The organism is Bradyrhizobium sp. 164 (assembly GCF_023073715.1).
Lineage (GTDB): Bacteria > Pseudomonadota > Alphaproteobacteria > Rhizobiales > Xanthobacteraceae > Bradyrhizobium.
Window position 1 is genome coordinate 503,868 of the sequence record NZ_JADPKA010000029.1, and the last position, 20,234, is coordinate 524,101.

A 20,234-nucleotide genomic window follows, 5' to 3' on the forward strand; every position below is an offset into this window, starting at 1 on the left:
GAGGACGCGCCGCAAGGTGGCCAAAAGGGCGGTCTGGCAGCGTTGCAATTGGGGCAATGGCCGCTATAGTCCGCGCGAATTTGACCGAACCGGTCGCCTTTGTGGGCATGACCGGCTTTCTCCCGTTCTCACGAGGATCGTCCGAATGCTGATTACCCCTGCGTATGCCCAGGCTGCGGGCGCCGGCGACACCAACAGCATGTTGATGTCGCTGCTGCCGTTCGCCCTGATCTTCGTGATCATGTACTTCCTGATTCTGCGTCCGCAGCAGAAGAAGGTCCGCGACCACGCAGATCTCGTGAAGAATATCCGCCGCGGCGACACGGTGGTGACCTCGGGCGGCCTCGTCGGCAAGGTCACCAAGGTCGTCGACGACGACCAGATCGAGTTCGAAATCTCCGACGGCGTGCGCGTGCGGCAGATGCGCCAGATGATCTCAGGCGTGCGCGCCAAGGGCGAGCCGGCCAAAGAATCCGCCAAGGAAAGCGTCAAGGACGACAGTTCGGCGAAGTGAGTGCTTCCCGCGAGTCTTTAATAGGTCTCCTGCAAGTCTCCTGATCTGACAGGTCTAGTCGATGTTGTATTTCACGCGGTGGAGGGCGCTGGGGATTGTCCTGACGGCGCTGATCGTGTGCCTCTGCGCGGTCCCCAACTTTTTTCCTGAGGCGCAGGTCAAGACCTGGCCCGCCTGGGCCCAGCGCCGGCTCGTGCTCGGCCTCGACCTCCAGGGCGGCTCCTATCTGCTGCTCGAGGTCGACTCCGCCTATGTCAAGAAAGAGAGGCTCGATCAGGTCCGCGATGACGTTCGCCGGACGCTGCGCGATGCCAAGATCGGCTTCACCGGCGGCGTTACCGTGCGCAACGACGCCGTCGAGGTTCGTATCACCAAGGAATCCGATGCGCAGGCCGCACTCGCCAAGCTGCGGGAGTTGTCACAGCCGCTGGGCGGCCTCATGGGATCGAGCGGCCAGCGCGACCTTGAGGTCACCGATGCCGGTGGCGGCGTGATCCGCCTGAGCATCCCGCAGGCCGCGATGCTCGATCGCATGCGCAAGACCATCGAGCAGTCGATCCAGATCGTCGAACGCCGCGTCAACGAGCTCGGCACCGTCGAGCCCGTGATCCAGCGCCAGGGCAACGACCGCATCCTGGTGCAGGTCCCCGGCCTCCAGGACCCAACGCGCCTGAAGGAATTGCTGGGCAAGACGGCGAAAATGGAATTCCGCATGGTTGACACCTCCGTGCCGCCGGATCAGGCGCAGCAGGGCAGGTTGCCGCCGGAATCCGAACTGTTGATGAGCGCGTCCCCGCCGCCGACACCTTATGTGGTCAAGAAGCAGGTGCTGGTCGCCGGCGGCGACCTGACCGACGCCCAGGCAAGCTTCGACCAGCGCACGGGTGAGCCGGTCGTCAGCTTCAAGTTCAATACGTCGGGCGCGCGCAAATTCTCTCAGGCGACCCAAGAGAATGTGGGACTGCCGTTCGCGATCGTGCTCGACAACAAGGTGATCTCGGCGCCCGTCATCCGCGAGCCGATCACCGGCGGCCAGGGCCAGATCTCCGGCAATTTCACCGTGCAATCGGCCAACGATCTCGCGATCCTCTTGCGCGCCGGTGCGCTGCCGGCGCCGCTTACGGTGGTCGAGGAACGCACCGTCGGTCCGGGTCTCGGCCAGGACTCGATCGAGAAAGGTGAGCTTGCGGCCTATGTCGGCTCGATCCTCGTCATCGTGTTCATGCTTGTGACCTACCGGCTGTTCGGCGTGTTCGCGAACGTCGCGGTGGCGATCAACGTCGCGATGATCTTCGGCCTGCTGTCGCTGCTCAACGCCACGCTCACGCTGCCCGGCATCGCCGGCATCGTGCTTACCGTCGGCATCGCCGTCGACTCCAACGTGCTGATCTACGAGCGCATCCGCGAGGAGCTGCGCGCCGGCCGCAACGCAATCTCGGCGATCGACGCCGGCTTCAAGCGGGCGCTGGCGACCATCCTCGATTCCAATATCACTACCTTCATTGCTGCCGCCGTGCTGTTCTACATCGGCACCGGCCCGGTGCGCGGCTTTGCCGTGACGCTCGGCATCGGCATCATCACCACGGTGTTCACCGCCTTCACCCTGACCCGGCTGATCGTCGCCTGGTGGGTGCGGTGGAAGCGGCCGCAGAGCGTGCCGATCTAGGAGCCTGATCGTGACTCACACCGTTCTCATCGGGCTCGGCGTCCTCATTGCCATTCTCACCGTGGTCGCGGCCCTCGGCCTCTTGCCGTCGCTGCGCATCGTCCCGGACGATACGCATTTCGACTTCACGCGCTTCCGCCGCATCAGCTTCCCGATCTCGGCGGCGCTGTCGATCGTTGCGATCACGCTGTTCTTCACCCACGGCCTGAATTTCGGCATCGACTTCCGCGGCGGCACCTTGCTCGAGGTGCAGGCCAAGTCCGGTACCGCCGACATCGCGGCGATGCGCACGACGCTCGACGGCCTGCGTCTCGGCGAAGTCCAGCTGCAGCAATTCGGTGGTCCCGCGGATGTTCTGATCCGCGTTGCGGAGCAGCCCGGCGGCGACGCTGCCCAGCAAGAGGCCGTGCAGAAGGTCCGCACTGCGCTTGGCGACTCCGTCGAATACCGCCGGGTCGAGGTGGTCGGCCCGCGCGTGTCCGGTGAGCTCTTGGCCTACGGCATGCTCGGCCTGATGCTCGCGATCATCGCGATCCTGATCTATCTCTGGTTCCGATTCGAATGGCAGTTCGCGCTGGGCGCGATGATCGCCAACGTGCACGACATCGTGCTCACGATCGGCTTCATGTCGATCAGCCAGGTCGATTTCGATCTGACCAGTATCGCCGCGCTGCTGACCATTCTCGGCTATTCGCTCAACGACACCGTCGTCATCTACGACCGCATCCGCGAAATGCTGCGGCGCTACAAGAAGATGCCGATGCCCCAGCTGCTCAACGAGTCCATCAACTCGACGCTGTCGCGCTCGATCATCACCCACGTGACGGTGACGCTGGCACTGCTCGCGCTATTGCTGTTCGGCGGTCATGCCATCCACAGCTTTACCGCGGTGATGATGTTCGGTGTGGTGCTGGTCGGCACCTACACCTCGATCTTCATCGCGGCCCCGATTCTGATCTATCTCGGCGTCGGCGAGCATCGCGAGGATGCACCCGATACGGCAACGCCGGCGAAGAAAAATAAGGCATGATCCGAACCGCACACGCTCGCACGCGTTTGCGGGGGTAGTAAGCCAATTCGGGCGGAGCTCATGGCCGGCGACCCCAACGCACCCCACTTCCCGCGCTCGGCGCCGATTGAGGCCTATGGCAAGGGCGGCTTCGCCTTCGCCGGCATGTCACATCGGGGATCGCTGCTGTGCCTGCCGGACGCGATCTGGGCCTGGGACGTGACGGATCCCACCAGGATCGACCGCTACTCCTTGGATCGCGTGTTCGCGGCCGCCAACAGCATCGACACGCTTCTGGTTGGCACCGGAACGGGGGTTTGGCTGCCGCCGCCGGAACTGCGCCAGGCCTTGAAGGCGGTGAGGGTGGTGCTGGATACGATGCAGACCGGTCCCGCCGTGCGCACCTACAACATCATGATCGGCGAGCGGCGCCGCGTCGCGGCCGCGCTGATCGCAGTGCCATGAGCAGCACCGCGCCGCCACCCGACTCGGTTGCCTTCTGCGCCGATCTCGTGCGTAGCCACGACTTTCCGCGTTATGTTGCGACGCTGTTCGTACCCGCCGCAGAGCGCCGCGCGCTGCTGGCGCTCTATGCGTTCAATGCCGAGATCGTGCGGGTTCGCGACCAGGTGAGCCAGCCCTTGCCCGGCGAGATTCGCCTGCAATGGTGGACCGACATGCTGTCAGGTCATGTCCATGGCAGCGCCGAGGGCAATCCGGTGGCGGCGGAGTTGCTCCGCGCGATCCGCGATTACGACCTGCCGGTCGAGCCGCTGTCGCTGCTCGCCGACGAGCACCAGTTCGATCTCTACAACGATCCGATGCCGACCATGGCGGCACTGGAGGGCTATCTGGCGGCGACCTCATCGGCGCTGTTTGCTCTCGCAGCCCGGATCATGGCGCCGCCGTCGGAGTCGGTCGAGCATCTCGCCCGTCATGCCGGGCTGACCCAGGGTATCGTCCAGGTCATTGCCAACCTGCCGCGTGATGCCGCGCACCGGCGATTGTTCCTGCCACAGCAGGTGCTGGCGAGCCACAACTGCAACGTGGAGGATGTGTTCGCCGGCAAGGCGACGCCGGGTCTGCGCGCCGTGCTGGACCAACTCGCAGGCGAGGCGCGGCAGCATCTGACCACGGCCTCGTCGCTGCTGCCGCAGGTACCGCCGTCCGTGCGGCCTGCGTTTCTGCTGCTGAGCCAGGTCCGGGCCGATCTCAAGCGCCTGTCCCTACCTGGGCGCAATCCGTTCGCGCCGCAGCCGGCCTCGCGGCTGCGCACGCTGTGGACGCTGTGGCGGGCTTCGCGCTCCAGGGAGTTTACCAAATAGGAGCGGGCTTATCGCCTGAGGCGGCCAAATGCTCTATGCTGTCCTATGGCTGACTTGTCCCAAAGCTTGACCTCCGATCTCGGCGACTTTCCGGTTGCACCAAGCGACATCCATGCGGCCGCCGAGACCATTCGGGGTGCCCTCGTCGAAACGCCCTGTAGCTACAGCCGGACGCTGAGCAACATCTGCGGCTGCGACATCTGGCTCAAATTCGAGAACCTTCAATTCACCTCCTCGTTCAAGGAGCGCGGCGCCCTCAACCGGCTCGCCGCGCTGAGGCCGGAGGAGCGTGCGCGCGGCGTCATCGCGATGTCGGCGGGTAATCACGCACAGGGCGTCGCCTATCACGCGAGAAGGCTCAACATTCCCGCCACCATCGTCATGCCGATCGGCACGCCCATGGTGAAGATCGAAAACACGAAGCATCACGGCGCGGAGGTGGTGGTCACCGGCGCGACCCTGGAGGAGGCGGCCGCGTTCGCGCGGAGCCACGGTGAGGCGCGCGGCATGATCTTCGTCCATCCCTATGACGATCCGCTGGTGATCGCCGGGCAAGGCACCGTCGGGCTGGAGATGATGAAGGCAGTGCCGGAACTCGATACGATGGTCGTCCCGATCGGCGGCGGCGGGCTGATCAGCGGCATCGCCATTGCCTCCAAGTCCATCAAACCGTCGCTACGAATCCTGGGCGTCGAAGCCTGGCTCTATCCTTCGATGTACAACGCCATCCATGATGGGAATCTGCCGGCGCGCGGCGACACGCTCGCCGAAGGCATCGCGGTCAAATCGCCCGGCACGATCACCACCGAGATCGTCCGCCGCCTCGTCGACGACATTGCCCTCGTGAACGAAGCGGAGCTCGAGCGCGCTGTGGCGACCCTGATCTCAATCGAGAAGACGGTGGTCGAGGGTGCCGGTGCCGCCGGCCTTGCCGCGCTGATGTCCGATCCATCCCGCTTCGCCGGCCAGAAAGTGGGCCTGGTGCTGAGCGGCGGCAACATCGATACGAGGCTGATCGCCTCGGTCCTGACCCGTGAACTGGCGCGCGAGGGGCGACTGACCCAGCTTTCACTCGATATTCCTGACCGGCCCGGGCAATTGGCCGCGGTGGCCGCGCTACTCGCTGAAGCCGGTGCCAACATCATCGAGGTCTCGCATCAGCGGACGTTCTCAGACCTGCCGGCCAAGGCGACGCTGCTACAACTGGTCATCGAGACCCGCGACAGCGCCCATCTCGACGAGGTGATGGCAAGGCTCAGCGCGTCCGGGTTGAGCGCGCGCTGCACCTGAGCGGCGCGCCCGGCTATCGCGGTGCTAAACCCGCGAGGTGCCCGATCAGTCCGTCGATCTCGGCTTCCGTGTTGTAATAGTGCGGAGAAGCGCGCACGACCGGCGGCAGCGCGCGGATTTCTGCGTCGATGCGGGTGCTCGACGGATCCGAGGCGCCGATCGTGATCCCGGCCGCAGCGGCGCTGCTGACGATGGCATCCGCTTCATGTCCATCCATCGTGAAGCTGACGATGGCGCCCGGCGTGCGGCCGAGGTCGCGTATCTTGATGCCGCGAATGCAGGCGAGGCCGCTGCGAAGACGGTCTGCAAGCAGGCGGCAGCGCTGTTCGATCGGACCAAGGCCGATCGCGAGGGCATAATCGACGGCAGCTCCCAGGCCGAGCCGGGCCGCGTAGTTGTTTTCCCAGGTTTCGAAACGGCGCGCATCATCGCGGAGTCGATATTCATCGCGCGAGACCCAGGGCGCGGCGAAATGGTCGATCATCGGCGGCTCGAGCCCTTGCAGCATCGCTCTGCGGACATAGAGAAAGCCGGTGCCGCGCGGGCCGCGCAGGAATTTGCGCCCCGTGGCCGACAGCATATCACAGCCGATGGCTTCGACATCGACCTCCATCTGACCGATCGCCTGGCAGGCGTCGAGCAGATAGGGAATGCCGTGTGCCCGCGCGGTCCTGCCGACGGCCGCCGCAGGATTGACCAGCCCGCCATTTGTTGGAGCCCAGGTGATGGCGATCAGCTTCACGCGCTCGTCGAGCATGCGTTCGAGCGCCTGAACATCAAGCTCGCCGCTGGCATCGCTTGGCACGACTTCGATGACCGCGCCTGTACGTTTGGCGACTTGAAGGAACGCAACATAATTGGCGGCATATTCCGCCTCTGCGGTCAGGATGCGATCGCCCTTGCGAAACTGAAGAGCATAGAACGCCATCTGCCAGGCAACGGTTGCGTTCTCCACGAGGGCGATCTCATCTGGTGCGGCATTGAGCAGCCGCGCCGCCGAGCCGTAGACCGCTTCAAGGCGGCGCGCTTCCTGATCGGCGGCGGCATAGCCGCCGATATCGCTCTCCAGATCGATGTGCTGCTTCATCGCCGCGACGACGGCCGCCGGCATAAGTGCCGCGCCGGCGTTGTGGAGATACGCGAGCCGGGAGGCGGCCGGCGTGTCGGAACGTATCTGGTCGATATCGATCAAGTGAGAGCGAGAGCCTGCTAATTTGGGGTCCTGAAGCTAAGACACAATGACGCACGCGCGCAAGACGGGCAAAGCGAAGGTGCGGCTGGAGCAGGCCGATCCAGATGCCTATGCTGAGAGAGCGTGATGGCGTTGGGGAAACTGAAAGGAAGCGCGATGGCGAAGAACACGATCTGCCTCTGGTACGACAAGGACGCCGAGGCTGCTGCAAGCTTTTATGCCAAGACCTTTCCGGACAGCGCCGTGACTGCCGTTCACCGCGCGCCCAGCGATTACCCGTCCGGCAAGGCGGGCGATGTTTTGACCGTCGAATTCACCGTGGCTGGCGTTGCTTGTCTCGGCCTCAATGGCGGTCCCGTGTTCAAGCACAACGAAGCCTTCTCGTTCCAGATCGCCACTGACGATCAGGAGGAGACAGATCGCTACTGGAACGCCATCGTCGGCAATGGCGGGCAGGAGAGTGCGTGTGGCTGGTGCAAGGACAGATGGGGCGTTTCCTGGCAGATCACGCCGCGTGTATTGATCGAAGCGCTGGCGGCCGGCGGCCCTGAGGCCAAGCGCACCTTCGACGCGATGATGGGGATGACGAAGATCGACGTCGCCGCCGTCGAGGCAGCGCGCCGCGGCTGAAAGTTGCCCTGGCCTCAGATACAGAGGCTGAGCAGCTTGATGTGGCAACCGCTGGATTTGGGCTTGCCTGCGGGCGCGGCCTCGCGCTTCACGGCAACCAGCGGCTCCTTGTCCTTCTTTCTTTTGCCCTTCGGCTCGTAATCGCCGGCGATCACCATCGCCCAATAGGTGCGCTTGCCGCTGGCGTTCTTGGCGCTCGCGACGCCGACGCGCGAGGCGTTATGCAGCAGCAGGTTCTTGCGGTGCCCGGAGGAGTCGATCCACTGTCCCAGGGTTTTCTCGAAATTGTCGTAGCCGTAGGCGATGTTCTCGGCGGCGCGGCCCGCACCGGCCGGAGCGACGCGGCGGTTGAACGGGCCGAGTGCGTCATGGTTGAGGTCGTCCTTGGCCGCCATCGCGCGGGCCTGGTCCATGGCGATACGATCGAGCGTGGCGTCGCGCAGGACGCGGACCTCTCCATGCTTGAGGCGGAAGCTCGAGATCAGCTCGGCCGGGGATTCCGCCATTGCGGGCGCTCCTGTGAGCAGCAGAAGGCCGGCGATCACCCCGCCAACCACACGATGCATCATCGTCCGCCAAGCACCCATGACCCCACCAAGTCTGCCTTTGCCCGACCGCTTCTCTCTTGCCAATGTGGACGCTTCAAGGCGCGCGGGACCTTAGCTCGTTGGCAGGTCCGCCTCGAAATTGAAGCGGTCGCGCAGGTTCTTACGCTGCTCCAGGATGTCCTTGAAGAAGGCACGGTCCTGGTCGTTCTTCATCATCGGCTCGATCAGGTCGAGCTGGTTCATGGCGACCAGTTGCAGGATCTCGGTGCGCGGCCTGCCGCTGCTGTCGCGGGGCAGGGCGTGTACGACCTGGATGTGTTCCGGCGGCTTGGGCCCCTTGGCGGCCGCAATCTCGTTGCGGAGCTCGCCTTCGAGCGCGGCCTGGTCGGCTTCGACGAAGGCATAGAGCCCGACGCCGGAGCGGCGGTCGGCGAAGGCGACGATAGCTGTGTCGCGCACGGCCGGGTTCTTGCAGATCAGCTCCGACAGCACCGGCGCGTCGTTGACGAGGCGGCGGCCACCACCCTCGCGGTCGGTGAAGTTGAATAGGCCGCGTGTGATGGCGCGATAGACCTTCTTGCCGGTGGCGAGCCACAGGCTCGCGGCGAATGACTTCTTCGCAAGGATCTTTCGCTCGCGCGGCGTCAGGGCCTCGGGCGCGTAGGAGCGCTTGTGTTTGAGCAGGTGCCGGAGATCTTCATAGGCCAGGATGCGGTAGAGCCGGCCGCGCCGCGCAAAGCAGGCGGCGAGCTGGAAGTCGGTGACATAGGCGCGGCCGTCGCGACCGACCAGCCAGTTCTGCTCCTTGGCGAGATCGTTGTGGCAGATGCCGGCGCGGCGAAGCCGCCGCAGCGCGGCCTTGGCCGAGCGGAAATAGGCGAGGTCGCCATGCGGCTTGGCCAGATGCAGCGCGACGCCATCAACGAAGCCGCGCACCAGCGCGCGGCGTCCGGCCCATAGCAGCTCCGGACCGACGTTGAGGCCTTTGGCGAGCGCGAGCGCATGCTTCTCGCGCGCGAACAGGTGGCGTGCCAAGAGGAACGACCACCACGGCACCTCGTCGAGACGGCGCAGCACCGCGTCGACATCGCCGTTCTCGCTGCGGAAGCGGCCGCGCTCGACGGTCGAGAACACGTCGCGCTTGAGCAGCACGCCCTCGGTCCAGCGAGCCGACAGCTCCGCGGCGTCGTCTTGGGGGAGGCTCATCGAAAACTCACGCGGCGGCGGCAATGCGCAGGTGATCGGTGATCCAGCGATCGAGATCGGCGAGCGCGCGGGCGCTCAGCGTCTGCTTCTTGGCCACCGTCTTCTCGTTGCCGCGCAGCCGCGTGCCGTCTGGCTTTTTGGTCGGCACGGTCGCGAGCGGCGGGAACAGGCCGAAATTGATGTTCATCGGCTGGAACGAGCGCGTGCCGGGCTCGATGGTTTCGATATGGCCGCCGGTGATGTGGCCAAGCAGCGATCCCAGCGCCGTCGTGCTGGGCGGGCTCGCCAGCGTCTCGCCGCGCGCGTCGGCGGCCGCATAGAGGCCGGCGATCAGGCCGACGCTGGCGGATTCCACATAGCCCTCGCAGCCCGTCATCTGACCGGCAAAGCGCAGCCGCGGCTGCGCGCGCAGGCGCAACTGGCCGTCGAGCAGCTTTGGCGAATTGAGGAAGGTGTTGCGATGCAGGCCGCCGAGACGGGCGAATTCAGCCTTCTCCAGTCCCGGTATGGTGCGGAAGATGCGCTGCTGCTCGCCATATTTCAGCTTCGTCTGGAAGCCGACGATGTTGTAGAGCGTGCCGAGCTTGTTGTCCTGGCGCAGCTGCACGATCGCGTAAGGCTTCGTGGTCGGATCGTTCGGATTGGTAAGGCCGACCGGCTTCATCGGGCCGTGGCGCAGCGTCTCGGGACCGCGCTCCGCCATGACCTCGATCGGCAAGCAGCCGTCGAAATAGGGCGTGTTGGTCTCCCACTCCTTGAACTCGGTCTTCTCGCCGGCGATCAGCGCCGCGACGAAGCCGTCATACTGCTCTTTGGTCATCGGGCAGTTGATGTAATCGGCGCCGTTGCCGCCAGGACCGACCTTGTCGTAGCGCGACTGGAACCAGGCCACTGACATGTCGATGGATTCGCGGTGCACGATCGGCGCGATAGCGTCGAAGAAGGCGAGCGCATTCTCGTCGGTCAGCTCGCGGATGGCATCGGCCAGCGGCGCGGAGGTGAGGGGACCGGTCGCAACGATGACGTTGCTCCAGTCGGCTGGCGGCAGGCCTGCGACCTCGCCGCGGGCGATCTCAATGAGGGGATGGTCGTTCAGCGCCGCCGTGACCGCCGCCGAGAAGCCGTCGCGGTCCACGGCCAAGGCGCCGCCCGCGGGCACCTGGTTGGCATCGGCCGCGCGCATGATCAGCGAGTCGAGCCGGCGCATCTCCGCATGCAGCAGGCCAACTGCGTTATTGGCCGCATCGTCCGAGCGGAACGAATTGGAGCAGACAAGCTCGGCGAGCCCGTCGGTGCGGTGCGCCTCGGTCATGCGGGTCGGCCGCATTTCGTGCAGCACCACGGGCACGCCGGATTTGGCCACTTGCCAGGCGGCTTCGGAACCGGCAAGGCCGGCGCCGATCACGTGCACGATGTTCGATCGGGATCCTGTCATGGGGCGGACAGGTAGCGCTTTTCGGCGGCCAGTGGAATCGCCGAGATCGAGTTTTCTGCCATCAGAAACGATAACGCCCGCACGAAGCGGGCGCTATCGGTTCGTCCGGCGAACGGCTGAACGATATCAGCCCTGATACTGGCCGGCGGCAACGCGCGGGATGTCCGAGCGGTCGAGGCCGATGTCGGCCAGTTCGCGATCGCTGAGCTGGGACAGCTCGGCAACATTGCGCTGGTAGTCCCGGAATGCCTGGATCATGCGGATGAGCGAGAGCAGCATTGGTAGTCTCCTGTAGTTCGATTCAGCCCTTGCCCGGGCCTCGTCGTTGAAATGAATATAGGTGAGAGTAGTGCAGTGCGAAAGTTCCTATGTTGCGATGCAGCTAAGCGATGAATGCATAGCAATGGTAACCGACGATTAACCTGAGGGCGCTCCCGCTCAAATCATGATCATGAGGCGGATTCCGGTCCGGTAATGTCCGTCATCGCAGGGGTTAGTGTGAAATGCGCAGTTTAATGCATTGCGGAAATATGTTTCACCCAGCGATCTGTTAGGAGGTTTCCAGCGTCTACACCCAAGTTCAGTATGCGCTATTCGCATGCTTTTGGGGGATATAAGAATGAATAAATATTCACATTAGCCAGTTGCGCTACGATTCGTCGCGTGCGGAGAGGACTGGACCGGCTGGGGTGCATCCGAAAAAGGTGATGCACGCCGCCAGGGGCGCATCCCAGAGAAGGCCGGTCGCCGAGCGATTGGCCCTCCGCGCTCCATCGCGGGGCTTACGGAGCGCGCGCGAGCTGGGTGGCGAAATAAGCCACGGTCTTGGAATAGACCTCGCTCTTGTTCCACTGCTGGAGCACCGCGAAGTTCGGACTGCCCGGCTGCCAATCCTTGCCGCGCTGCCAGCCATAGCCGGCGAGATAATTGGCGGTGGAGGCGAGCACGTCAGGCACGTTGTGCAAGAGGTCGCGCTTGCCGTTCCCGTCGAAATCAACGGCGTACTTCATCCAGGACGACGGCATGAACTGGGTCTGGCCGAGCTCACCGGCCCAGGCGCCCTTCATGTCGGCGGGAGGGAGGTCGCCGCGCTCGACGATGCGCAGAGCATCCATCAGCTCGGCGCGAAACTGCTCGGAGCGCCGGCAATCATAGGCCAGCGTCGCCAGCGAGCGGATGGTGGCGAACTTGCCGGTGTTGACGCCGAAATCGGTCTCGAGGCCCCAGATCGCGACTAGCACCTCGCCTGGGACGCCGTAGGCCTGCTCGATGCGCGACAGCACCGAGCCGTATTGCTTCATCATATTGGAGCCGCGCTGCATGCGGGGCGGCACCATGCGGCCTGAAAACTCCTCAAAGGTCTGGCTGAAGATTTTTTGCGAACGGTCGCGATTGAGGACGCCCTGATCGAGCGTCACGCCCGCGAGTCCCGATGCAATGGCCTGTTGCGAGATGCCCTTCGCCGCAGCATCGGTTTTGAAGTCCGCAAGCCAGGCGTCGAAATTGCCGGAGCCGCAGGCAACAGCGGCGAGCACTGGCTGGGCTGACAGGATAGACGCGGAGAGGGCGAGGGCTGCGAGAGCGAGACGAGAAATCGTCGTGGTCATCAGATGAAATGGATTCCGTGAAGTGATCCGACCGGCGCGCATAATCTCGGTTGCAACCGCGGCCAAAGCAAGGCGTGTGACGGCGCGCAATCCTGCCCGAGCCGGGCAGGATCGCACGTCACGATATCGTCAGGCGTCCGTCCTATTCCGCCAGGGGAAGAGGTTGGCGGGGAAATCGGCGGCGGGCTTGCGCGGACGATGCGGTGGAGGCGGCACGGGACGAGCGCCTGGATCGGACACGATCACCTTGCGGTAGAGGTGCCAGGTGGCATGGCCGAGCACCGGGATCACCACGGCGAGGCCGAGGAACGCCGGGATCGTTCCGAGCGCCAGCAACACCGATACGATTAAGCCCCAGGCTGCCATCGGCACCGGGTTCTTCGCAACGACGCGCAGCGAGGTGCTCATTGCCTCGAATGCTCCGGCATGGCGGTCGAGCATCAAGGGGAACGACACGGCACTGATGCAGAGCGCGGCGAGCGCGAACAGGAAGCCAGTGCCGTAGCCGACCACGATCAGCCACCAGCCCTGCCGCGTCGTCAGAACGCGCGTCAGGAAATCCGAGATACCGGTCACGCCCTCATAGCCGAATGCCGCAACGTAGATCGCCTGCGCGGTCGCGACCCAGGTCACGAACAGAGCGAGCAGCAACGTGCCGAGGCCGAGCATCGCACCGAACGACGGCGAGCGCAGCACCTCCATGGCATCCCAGGCGGTGGCCTCCTCATGGCGTTCGCGCCGGCTGGAGAGCTCGTAGAGACCGAGCGCCGCGAAGGGGCCGATCAATGCGAAACCCGCGGCCAGGGGAAACAGCAGCGGCAGCACCGAGTAGCCCATCACCACACGGGCGAGCACGAGGCCGAGCACCGGATAGATCACGCAGAGGATGATGGCGTGGCTCGGAATGGCCTTGAAATCCTCCCAGCCGCGCTTCAGCGCGTCGTGCAGGTCGGACAATTGGATGGTTCGGATCATCGGTCCAGCCGCTTCCGCGGTCCGGGCCGTGCCGGGGACATTGCCCTGGTAGAGTGTGGCCATGGTCGCTAGCTCCCTTGCCATACGGCCGATCTCGCGCCGGCAACGGCGCGCGCGGCCGCTTGCTTGAACGATCGCGATTCCGACCAGACGCGAATTCCGGATGGCATCGCGAGCTGAACGGTAAGCGTACTCCCAATTGCGAGTCCTGTCCCTCACGCGTGGGTGAAATTCGATGACGCAGTGCAAACCTCGCCGATGTCATTCGGCCGTCATTTCGCCGCAGATAAGCTGATGCTGCGTGCTGGTTCGCACAACTTCGCGGGCGCAACGCAGGAACATCGTTTATAAGTGCCACTCAAAGCCGTCCAACGGATCCTTTACGGGGAGCAGACATGAGCATTTTCGGGAAAATCATGAGCGCGATCTTCGGCAGCCATCCGGCTGCTGCCGCGCCCGCCGGCAGCGCGCCCGCAGGGGCCGCGCCGGGCACATCGGCGCCGGCTGCCACGCCCATGGCGGCCGTCGACGTCGCCGCGATCGTCGACAAGGCGGTGGCTGCGCACAAGGGCGAGAAGCTGGAATGGCGCACCTCCATCGTCGACCTGATGAAGGCGCTCGATATCGATTCCAGCCTCGCTGCGCGCAAGGATCTCGCCAAGGAGCTGGGCTACACCGGCGACATGAACGACTCCGCGAGCATGAACGTCTGGCTGCACAAGCAGGTGATGTCCAAGCTCGCCGCCAATGGCGGCAAGCTGCCGCCGGAGATCAAGCACTGACCGATCGCTCGGTCGTACCGCACGGGGCTCGCGATCTCGCGGGCCCTTTTAGGTTCAGGCGAGGAGATCCGCATCTTCCGGGTGCCTGTCGAGATAGTCGACCACGAAGCCGCAGCCAGCGATCACCTTCCTGCCGTCGCGGCGGATCAAGTCAAGCGCGCCCTTGACCAGCTCGGACCCAATACCGCGGCCACGGAGGGCGCGCGGCGTTTCGGTATGGGTGATGATCACGGCCGACGGCGTCAGCCGGTAATTGGCGAAGGCGATGTCGCCGCCGACATCGAGCTCGAAGCGGTTCTTGTCCTTGTTGTCGCGTACCGAAGCCGCCATGTGGGACCTTTCCATAGTGCAGATTGCGTCCCGATTTAGGAGGCTGACCCCGCCCTTGCCAAGGTGAGACCAAGGGAGATTGCGGCAGGGGAGATATCTGCAAACGCGCGTCCCTGCGGCCGCATTGCAGCATCGACGTCTCGCTCTGCGAGCATGATACAGCGGCCGCAAATAATCCTCGATATTGCTCTTGCAAGGTCCGCGGCGGTTCCCACGTCCTTTGGAGGACATACGCCCGAATGCGGCCGGCAGGGTCGCCAGACATTCGGAGTGTCGTGATTGCCAGCCGCAGACGTATGCCTCGTTGTAGGAGGGTACGATGTCGGACTTTGGTTTCTTCAATACTCATCGAACATGGGAAGACTGGTGCGGGATGCTGCTCGGCGCGGTGATCGTGGCTTCGCCGTGGTTTCCGATCCAGGATCAAGCGATCGCCGGACACCAGACGATGATCCTGAATACGGTCGCAATCGGTCTGGTCGTGTTTGGCCTCAGCCAGCTCGAATATGTCGCCTTGCAGCGCTGGCAAGAGGTGATGACGATCCTGGTCGGACTGTGGCTCATCGCCTCGCCTTACGTCATCGGCTATTCCGGTGAAGGCTTTCTCCGCATCTATCACACGAGCCTGGGTGCGGTGGTGGTGCTGCTCGGCATACTCCAGCTGTGGCAGGACTGGGATCTGAATGATCAGGACATGCTCAAGCACGGACAATAGCCCGTAGATATCGTCAGGCCCGCCGGTTACGGACGGCGGGCCTCTGCCCTCAGCTCGTGACGATATCTGACTAGTCCGAGCGCCTCTCGACCCATGAGGGCGGTTTGGTTCAATCCGTGGCTTTGGCGAGCCTGGAATCTTCGGGCTGCGGCTGCGAGCGGAGGCAACCTCGGCAGATGACCAGGGAGCGGTTGACCCTGGCGTCCTGCTCGGCGTCGCTGCCCTCCTGCGCCTGCCACCATTCCTTCGAATAGGGCTGAAGTCCGGCGTGCGATCGCTCGTGCTGGGATCGGACTGCGGTGCGCGTCGGTCCGGACGCTGCGTGCGGCCGGTTGGGATCCTCGCCGGCGCCATCCCAGGCATAGCGCGCGGGCTTGAAGGCGGGATCTGAGGCCAGACGCACTTGCGGGGCCGCGGCACATCCGGCAAGCGCCAGCGTGAGCAGGAGGAAGGCGGGCGCTTTGACCATAATGCGATACTCTTTACGCGAGACCTGAGCGAGGTTGCGCTGATCATGTTTAAAATTCCCTGAACGGCTGCGGCTGCGCCGGCGACAACGCGCATGCGTTTGATCCTCCTGCTTGCTGAGTTCGCCGCCGCCGCGCGCGCCGACGATGCAAAGCCGTTTCAATCCGTCCGATTATCCGCCGGGCGTGCAGAAGGCGCTGCGCTATGCCAATGCGGACTGCGACCGCCAGGGCGGCGGCGCCGTAACCTTCGCGCCTGATACGGTGCGCAGGATCGACCTGACCGGTGACGGGCGAGACCACTACATCGTCGATTTCAGCGGGCACCAAATGCGGTGAGCGCGAGACCGTCTATTGCGGAACCGGCGACTGCACGATGAACATCCTGGCGGCGTTGCCGGGTGGGGACGTGCGTCTCGTCTTCGACGGCCGCGCCCACAGCTACGAGATCAAGCCGAAATCGATCAAGCCCGGCGCTTCGCGTGTCATCCGTTTCGATCTGCTTGGCAGCTATTGCGGCGGCTTTGGTGCGCAGACCTGCGTCAAGGAGAGAGCCATCACGACAAGGCCGTTTGCGTTCAGGGAGCCGTAGGGCAGGCGCGCGGCAGGCGGCCTTGCGGGGGCGCGTTCGATCGCGATAAATGGGCTGCAATGAGCGGGCAGATAACCTGCTGTCCGCACTCGAAGAGGAAGCCCGATGCAGCCCCTGCGCATGTCCCGCCGAGTCATGAATCTCGCTTACATGCTGACCCAGAATGCGCGGCGGCATGGATCGCGACCTGGCTTTGTCTGGGGTGACAAGTCCTGGACCTGGCGCGAGATCGATGCGCAGGTCTCGGCGCTGGCGGCGGCGCTCGCCGCGCGCGGTATTACGAAGGGCGACCGCATCCTCGTCCATTCCAAGAATGCCGACGAGATGTTCTTTTCGATGTTCGCCGCGTTCCGGCTCGGTGCAGTCTGGGTCCCCACCAATTTCCGCCTGATGCCGGATGAGGTCAGCTATCTCGCCCAGGCCTCCGGGGCGAAGGCGTTCTTGTGCCATGCCGATTTTCCCGAGCACGCAGCGGCGGTGAAGGGCGGCGCACTGGAATTCACCTGGAGCATCGACGGCAAGGCCGCATTCGGCGAGCGCTCGGTGGCTGACGCCATCGCCTCGCATACGGGCGCTGCCGTGGACAATGTCGCAGTCGAGCATGACGATCCCTGCTGGTTCTTCTTCACCTCCGGCACCACCGGGCGCTCCAAGGCGGCGGTGCTGACCCATGGCCAGATGGGCTTTGTCGTCACCAACCATCTGGCCGATCTGACACCCGGTGTGACGGAGGAGGATGCCTCGCTGGTGGTGGCGCCATTGTCGCACGGCGCCGGCGTGCATCAGTTGATGCAGACCGCACGCGGCGCGCGTACCGTGCTGCTGCCGACTGAGAAATTCGACATCAACGAGGCGTTTCGCCTCATCGAGGCGCAGCGCGTCAGCAATCTGTTCACGGTGCCGACCATCTTGAAGATGATGGTCGAGCACCCCGCGGCCGACAAATACGACCATTCCTCGCTTCGTCACGTGATCTATGCCGGCGCGCCGATGTATCGCGAGGACCAGAAAGCGGCGCTGAAGAAGCTCGGCAAGGTGATCGTGCAGTATTTTGGCCTTGGCGAGGTCACCGGCAACATTACCGTGCTGCCGGCCGCGTTGCACGATTCCGAGGACGGCCCGCATGCGAAGATCGGTACCTGTGGCTTCGAGCGCACCGGCATGCAGGTCTCGATCCAGGACGATGAGGGCCGCGAGCTGGGAGCCAACCAGAGCGGCGAGATCTGTGTGATCGGCCCCGCGGTGTTCGCCGGCTACCACGACAACCCCGAAGCCAATGCGAAAGCGTTCCGCAACGGCTGGTTCCGCACCGGCGATCTCGGTCACATGGACGAGGAGGGTTTTGTCTACATCACGGGACGGGCCTCCGACATGTACATCTCCGGCGGCTCCAACATCTATCCACGCGAGATCGAGGAGAAGATTTTGACGCATCCGGCCGTCGGCGAGGTCGCCGTGCTCGGCGTGCCCGATCCGACCTGGGGAGAGGTCGGCATTGCCGTCTGCGTCGCGCGCGAAGGCGAGAAGCCGGTGAGCGAAGCGGAGATGGCGGCATTTCTCTCGCCGATGGTGCCGCGCTACAAGATGCCGAAGCGGTTCTTCTTCTGGGAGGCGCTGCCGAAATCCGGCTACGGCAAGATTCCAAAACGCATGGTACGCGACGAGCTCGAGGCGCGAGGCCTGCTCGATCTCGACAAGACGAAGGCCAGCTGAGCGGGCGTCATGCGCAGCATCAAGCAGCCGGGCGCACCTCACGCAGAACGCATCCAATGGGTGGAGGCGAGGGGACGCGCCTTTGCCTTCACGCTTCAAGCCGGTCTGCCGCTGCTGGAAGCCGCGCGCCGTGGTTTTGCCGCGGAGGGTTTTGCCGGCGGCGTGCTCAATTTTGGTGCTGGCGCGCTTGGGCCGTTCGGCTATGTGATGCCGGCACTGTCGAAGACTGGCGACAATGCAGCGTTCTACAGCGATGCGTTTCGGCCCAAGGGCGTGACGCGCACGAAGCTCGGCAGCATGACGCTGGGTGTGCGGGAGGGTGCGCCGTTCTTTCATTGCCACGGGCTGTGGACGGAGGCCGATGGCCGCGCCAGCGGCGGCCACATGTTGCCCGACGAGACTGTTGTCGCCGAACCGTTCGCCGTCGAAGCCTTCGGTCTCGATGGTGCGATGTTCACGGCCGAGTCCGATCCAGAAACGAATTTCAAGCTGTTCGGGCCGGTTGCGGCTGAGAGCACCGGTGCGCAGGCCAAGAGCCGCGCCTTCGCCCTGCGGCTGCGGCCTAACCAGGATTTTGCCGGCTGCCTCGAAGCATTCTGTCGCGCGCACGGCATTGTGCGTGCGAAAATTCACGGTGGCGTCGGCTCGACCATCGGCGCGCGCTTCACCTATGGCGGCGTTACCGAGCCGTTTGCCACTGAGCTGGCGGTAACGTGCGGCGCGATCGAGGCCGGTTCGTCCGGCGCGCTCGAAGCCGCCCTCGATGTCGCCCTGATCGATTACACGGGCGGCCTCGCCGAGGGCCGCTTGGTCCGCGGCGACAATCCCGTGCTGATGACCATGGAGCTGGTGCTGGAGCCCATGGGCTAAAAGGCACGACCGTAGCTTGCGACTTTCCGCAGATGCCACTTCCATGCGGCTTGTGTTCCTGATATGTTCCTTGAAGATTTCGGCGGGGACGGGAGCGGGAGCATGAGCCGGACACGACGTCGACAGACCACACTGCGTGCGCCCTATCTCAGGCGTGTCTGGCTCGATCGCTCGCGGGTCGAGGACTGGGAGGCTTATCCGTTCTGCCTTCCCGCCTTCAGGGATGAGTTCGATCACAGCTTCGAGTCCGCGGTCACGATCATCGTCGGCGAGAACGGCGCCGGAAAATCGACCATTCTTGAGGGCATCGCGGGGTTGGCCGGCTTTGCCAGCACTGGCGGCCGCAAGGGTTTTCAGGAGATAGACGGCGGCGGCATCGAAATCACTGGCGAAGTGCTGTCGTCTGCTTTGCGGGCCGCGTGGGTCCCGAAGGTGACCGACGGCTGGTTCTTCCGTGCCGAGACGTTCTTTTCGATCGCGCGCTACATGGACCGCTCGGCCGTGAGCGCCGCGCAAGCCATGGAGGGCGTGTTTGGTGCAAGCGTTCAGGAGGCGCCGGACTATCTCTCCTTTTCCCATGGCGAGGGCTTTTTGGTCTTCTTCGAGGAGCGCTGCCAGAAGCAGGGCATCTACATCTTCGACGAGCCGGAATCGGCGCTGTCGCCGGCGCGGCAGATGGACTTCCTCAAGCTCCTGCATCGCATGGACCTCTCTGGCAATTGTCAGGTGATCATGGCGACCCACGCACCCTTGCTGATGGCCTATCCGAATGCGCAGCTGCTGCGGCTGGGTAAATACGGCCTGGAGCCGGTTACGGTGGAGCAGACCGATCATTACCGGGTGATGCGTGAATTTTGCGCCGACCCGCGCGGCTTCGTGGAGGCCACGCTGGCGGAATGATTGAGGGCAATCGTCACACTCACTCTCCCGGTCGTCATTGCGAGCGAAGCGAAGCAATCCAGAGTCTTTCCAGGGTGACAGTTTGGATTGCTTCGCTTCGCTCGCAATGACGAAGTGCGCGGTATGGGAGCAGCCTGCATCCACATTGGCCTTTTGGTTGCAAGCACAGGTTCACCTTCTCGCGGCACATCTGCCCGAGCCCCTGTTTGGATCATCACCCTCAAAAAGGCCGAGGGCGCAGGGAAGACCGGGCGCCGGCTGGCGCCCGCGGTCCGCTGTGCGCAAATGCGCTGGAAACAGATGCACAGCGGCATACAGGGCAGCCTGGACATCCCGGCCTTCCCTGCGCAATGGTTTTACGGCTTATGGCGCGCTCTTGTGTCTGGGAAATCTGCCAGAATGTGCAAACGGGCGGTTCTCGCAAAACCGCCCGTTGCTGGATCTGAGCCCGGTCGCGCTCAAAGGCCG

General features: G+C 64.2%; 23 protein-coding genes. 14 read left to right on the plus strand and 9 right to left on the minus strand.

All coding sequences use genetic code 11. The annotated features are described in order from the left end of the window. Positions 1-145 precede the first annotated feature (145 nt). From yajC to IVB01_RS13640, 6 genes are all read left to right on the plus strand, one after another. Positions 146-514: a preprotein translocase subunit YajC gene (yajC, locus tag IVB01_RS13615; RefSeq protein ID WP_247276023.1), complete on the plus strand. Its 369-nt coding sequence runs from the start codon at positions 146-148 to the stop codon at positions 512-514. Positions 515-575: 61 nt separating this feature from the next. Continuing rightward, the gene (gene secD / locus IVB01_RS13620; protein ID WP_247276024.1) at positions 576-2,180 is read left to right on the plus strand and encodes a protein translocase subunit SecD; all 1,605 of its coding nucleotides are present in this window, start codon (positions 576-578) and stop codon (positions 2,178-2,180) included. 10 nt (positions 2,181-2,190) lie between these two features. After that, complete coding sequence (gene secF, locus IVB01_RS13625; RefSeq protein WP_247276025.1) at positions 2,191-3,210, plus strand: protein translocase subunit SecF; 1,020 nt, start codon at positions 2,191-2,193, stop codon at positions 3,208-3,210. 60 nt (positions 3,211-3,270) lie between these two features. Continuing rightward, positions 3,271-3,654 (plus strand): MTH938/NDUFAF3 family protein, encoded by a 384-nt coding sequence (locus IVB01_RS13630; RefSeq protein WP_148777937.1) that lies wholly within the window; start codon positions 3,271-3,273, stop codon positions 3,652-3,654. Beyond that, positions 3,651-4,514 carry a phytoene/squalene synthase family protein gene (locus tag IVB01_RS13635; RefSeq protein ID WP_247276026.1) on the plus strand — a complete coding sequence of 288 codons (864 nt, stop codon included), beginning with the start codon at positions 3,651-3,653 and terminating at the stop codon, positions 4,512-4,514. The genes IVB01_RS13630 and IVB01_RS13635 overlap by 4 nt, the downstream gene beginning before the upstream one ends. A 45-nt stretch (positions 4,515-4,559) precedes the next feature. After that, the gene (locus IVB01_RS13640) at positions 4,560-5,804 is read left to right on the plus strand and encodes a threonine ammonia-lyase (protein WP_247276027.1); all 1,245 of its coding nucleotides are present in this window, start codon (positions 4,560-4,562) and stop codon (positions 5,802-5,804) included. Positions 5,805-5,817: 13 nt separating this feature from the next. Here IVB01_RS13640 and IVB01_RS13645 read toward each other — a convergent pair whose 3' ends face one another. Then, positions 5,818-6,996, minus strand: a complete 1,179-nt coding sequence (locus tag IVB01_RS13645; RefSeq protein ID WP_247276028.1) for an aminotransferase class V-fold PLP-dependent enzyme — start codon at positions 6,994-6,996, stop codon at positions 5,818-5,820. A 156-nt stretch (positions 6,997-7,152) separates the two neighbouring features. Between IVB01_RS13645 and IVB01_RS13650 the strand changes: the two genes are divergently transcribed. After that, positions 7,153-7,626: a VOC family protein gene (locus IVB01_RS13650; protein ID WP_247276029.1), complete on the plus strand. Its 474-nt coding sequence runs from the start codon at positions 7,153-7,155 to the stop codon at positions 7,624-7,626. 14 nt (positions 7,627-7,640) lie between these two features. Here IVB01_RS13650 and IVB01_RS13655 read toward each other — a convergent pair whose 3' ends face one another. The 6 genes from IVB01_RS13655 to IVB01_RS13680 form a co-directional block, all read right to left on the minus strand. Then, positions 7,641-8,192, minus strand: coding sequence for a CAP domain-containing protein (locus IVB01_RS13655; RefSeq protein WP_247276045.1), 552 nt, complete (start codon positions 8,190-8,192; stop codon positions 7,641-7,643). A gap of 93 nt (positions 8,193-8,285) precedes the next feature. Then, a complete protein-coding gene (locus IVB01_RS13660) occupies positions 8,286-9,380 on the minus strand; it encodes a serine/threonine protein kinase (protein WP_247459436.1) in 1,095 nt (364 codons plus the stop codon). A gap of 7 nt (positions 9,381-9,387) precedes the next feature. Continuing rightward, a complete protein-coding gene (trmFO, locus tag IVB01_RS13665; protein ID WP_247276031.1) occupies positions 9,388-10,815 on the minus strand; it encodes a methylenetetrahydrofolate--tRNA-(uracil(54)-C(5))-methyltransferase (FADH(2)-oxidizing) TrmFO in 1,428 nt (475 codons plus the stop codon). A 126-nt stretch (positions 10,816-10,941) separates the two neighbouring features. Then, entirely contained in the window at positions 10,942-11,094 is a 153-nt protein-coding gene (locus tag IVB01_RS13670) for a DUF1127 domain-containing protein (protein WP_007590701.1), read from the minus strand. 503 nt (positions 11,095-11,597) lie between these two features. Next, the gene (locus tag IVB01_RS13675; RefSeq protein ID WP_247448807.1) at positions 11,598-12,422 is read right to left on the minus strand and encodes a lytic murein transglycosylase; all 825 of its coding nucleotides are present in this window, start codon (positions 12,420-12,422) and stop codon (positions 11,598-11,600) included. A gap of 129 nt (positions 12,423-12,551) precedes the next feature. Next, positions 12,552-13,460: a DUF2189 domain-containing protein gene (locus IVB01_RS13680; RefSeq protein WP_247276033.1), complete on the minus strand. Its 909-nt coding sequence runs from the start codon at positions 13,458-13,460 to the stop codon at positions 12,552-12,554. A 332-nt stretch (positions 13,461-13,792) separates the two neighbouring features. Here IVB01_RS13680 and IVB01_RS13685 point away from each other — a divergent pair, with 332 nt between their 5' ends. Next, entirely contained in the window at positions 13,793-14,179 is a 387-nt protein-coding gene (locus tag IVB01_RS13685; protein ID WP_247276034.1) for a DUF3597 domain-containing protein, read from the plus strand. Positions 14,180-14,233: 54 nt separating this feature from the next. On the opposite strand, the gene IVB01_RS13690 is transcribed toward IVB01_RS13685, so the two are convergent. Further along, the gene (locus IVB01_RS13690) at positions 14,234-14,509 is read right to left on the minus strand and encodes a GNAT family N-acetyltransferase (RefSeq protein WP_247276035.1); all 276 of its coding nucleotides are present in this window, start codon (positions 14,507-14,509) and stop codon (positions 14,234-14,236) included. A gap of 319 nt (positions 14,510-14,828) precedes the next feature. On the opposite strand from IVB01_RS13690, the gene IVB01_RS13695 reads away from it, so the two are divergent. Further along, a complete protein-coding gene (locus tag IVB01_RS13695; RefSeq protein WP_247276036.1) occupies positions 14,829-15,224 on the plus strand; it encodes an SPW repeat protein in 396 nt (131 codons plus the stop codon). A 109-nt stretch (positions 15,225-15,333) separates the two neighbouring features. On the opposite strand, the gene IVB01_RS13700 is transcribed toward IVB01_RS13695, so the two are convergent. Next, positions 15,334-15,693, minus strand: coding sequence for a hypothetical protein (locus IVB01_RS13700; protein WP_247276037.1), 360 nt, complete (start codon positions 15,691-15,693; stop codon positions 15,334-15,336). Between the two features lie 112 nt (positions 15,694-15,805). Between IVB01_RS13700 and IVB01_RS13705 the strand changes: the two genes are divergently transcribed. From IVB01_RS13705 to IVB01_RS13725, 5 genes are all read left to right on the plus strand, one after another. After that, positions 15,806-16,030, plus strand: coding sequence for a hypothetical protein (locus IVB01_RS13705; RefSeq protein ID WP_247494593.1), 225 nt, complete (start codon positions 15,806-15,808; stop codon positions 16,028-16,030). A 37-nt stretch (positions 16,031-16,067) separates the two neighbouring features. After that, a complete protein-coding gene (locus tag IVB01_RS13710) occupies positions 16,068-16,283 on the plus strand; it encodes a hypothetical protein (protein WP_247276039.1) in 216 nt (71 codons plus the stop codon). A 105-nt stretch (positions 16,284-16,388) separates the two neighbouring features. Further along, on the plus strand, positions 16,389-17,996 hold the full coding sequence (locus IVB01_RS13715; RefSeq protein ID WP_247276040.1) for an acyl-CoA synthetase: 1,608 nt from the start codon (positions 16,389-16,391) through the stop codon (positions 17,994-17,996). A 9-nt stretch (positions 17,997-18,005) separates the two neighbouring features. Further along, positions 18,006-18,866 (plus strand): DUF296 domain-containing protein, encoded by an 861-nt coding sequence (locus IVB01_RS13720; protein ID WP_247276041.1) that lies wholly within the window; start codon positions 18,006-18,008, stop codon positions 18,864-18,866. Between the two features lie 102 nt (positions 18,867-18,968). Then, positions 18,969-19,766, plus strand: a complete 798-nt coding sequence (locus tag IVB01_RS13725; protein ID WP_247276042.1) for an AAA family ATPase — start codon at positions 18,969-18,971, stop codon at positions 19,764-19,766. Positions 19,767-20,234 lie beyond the last annotated feature (468 nt).

Bases quoted from the DNA above. Each gene is read 5' to 3' on its own strand.
- IVB01_RS13630 (WP_148777937.1), top strand. From the start codon at position 3,271: ATGGCCGGCGACCCCAACGCACCCCACTTCCCGCGCTCGGCGCCGATT.
- IVB01_RS13670 (WP_007590701.1), bottom strand. From the start codon at position 11,094: ATGCTGCTCTCGCTCATCCGCATGATCCAGGCATTCCGGGACTACCAG.
- IVB01_RS13700 (WP_247276037.1), bottom strand. From the start codon at position 15,693: ATGGTCAAAGCGCCCGCCTTCCTCCTGCTCACGCTGGCGCTTGCCGGA.
- IVB01_RS13680 (WP_247276033.1), bottom strand. From the start codon at position 13,460: ATGGCCACACTCTACCAGGGCAATGTCCCCGGCACGGCCCGGACCGCG.
- secD (WP_247276024.1), top strand. From the start codon at position 576: ATGTTGTATTTCACGCGGTGGAGGGCGCTGGGGATTGTCCTGACGGCG.
- IVB01_RS13720 (WP_247276041.1), top strand. From the start codon at position 18,006: ATGCGCAGCATCAAGCAGCCGGGCGCACCTCACGCAGAACGCATCCAA.
- IVB01_RS13660 (WP_247459436.1), bottom strand. From the start codon at position 9,380: ATGAGCCTCCCCCAAGACGACGCCGCGGAGCTGTCGGCTCGCTGGACC.
- IVB01_RS13655 (WP_247276045.1), bottom strand. From the start codon at position 8,192: ATGCATCGTGTGGTTGGCGGGGTGATCGCCGGCCTTCTGCTGCTCACA.
- IVB01_RS13635 (WP_247276026.1), top strand. From the start codon at position 3,651: ATGAGCAGCACCGCGCCGCCACCCGACTCGGTTGCCTTCTGCGCCGAT.
- IVB01_RS13710 (WP_247276039.1), top strand. From the start codon at position 16,068: ATGAACATCCTGGCGGCGTTGCCGGGTGGGGACGTGCGTCTCGTCTTC.
- IVB01_RS13690 (WP_247276035.1), bottom strand. From the start codon at position 14,509: ATGGCGGCTTCGGTACGCGACAACAAGGACAAGAACCGCTTCGAGCTC.
- IVB01_RS13715 (WP_247276040.1), top strand. From the start codon at position 16,389: ATGCAGCCCCTGCGCATGTCCCGCCGAGTCATGAATCTCGCTTACATG.
- IVB01_RS13675 (WP_247448807.1), bottom strand. From the start codon at position 12,422: ATGACCACGACGATTTCTCGTCTCGCTCTCGCAGCCCTCGCCCTCTCC.
- IVB01_RS13640 (WP_247276027.1), top strand. From the start codon at position 4,560: ATGGCTGACTTGTCCCAAAGCTTGACCTCCGATCTCGGCGACTTTCCG.
- IVB01_RS13695 (WP_247276036.1), top strand. From the start codon at position 14,829: ATGTCGGACTTTGGTTTCTTCAATACTCATCGAACATGGGAAGACTGG.
- trmFO (WP_247276031.1), bottom strand. From the start codon at position 10,815: ATGACAGGATCCCGATCGAACATCGTGCACGTGATCGGCGCCGGCCTT.
- yajC (WP_247276023.1), top strand. From the start codon at position 146: ATGCTGATTACCCCTGCGTATGCCCAGGCTGCGGGCGCCGGCGACACC.
- IVB01_RS13685 (WP_247276034.1), top strand. From the start codon at position 13,793: ATGAGCATTTTCGGGAAAATCATGAGCGCGATCTTCGGCAGCCATCCG.
- IVB01_RS13725 (WP_247276042.1), top strand. From the start codon at position 18,969: ATGAGCCGGACACGACGTCGACAGACCACACTGCGTGCGCCCTATCTC.
- IVB01_RS13650 (WP_247276029.1), top strand. From the start codon at position 7,153: ATGGCGAAGAACACGATCTGCCTCTGGTACGACAAGGACGCCGAGGCT.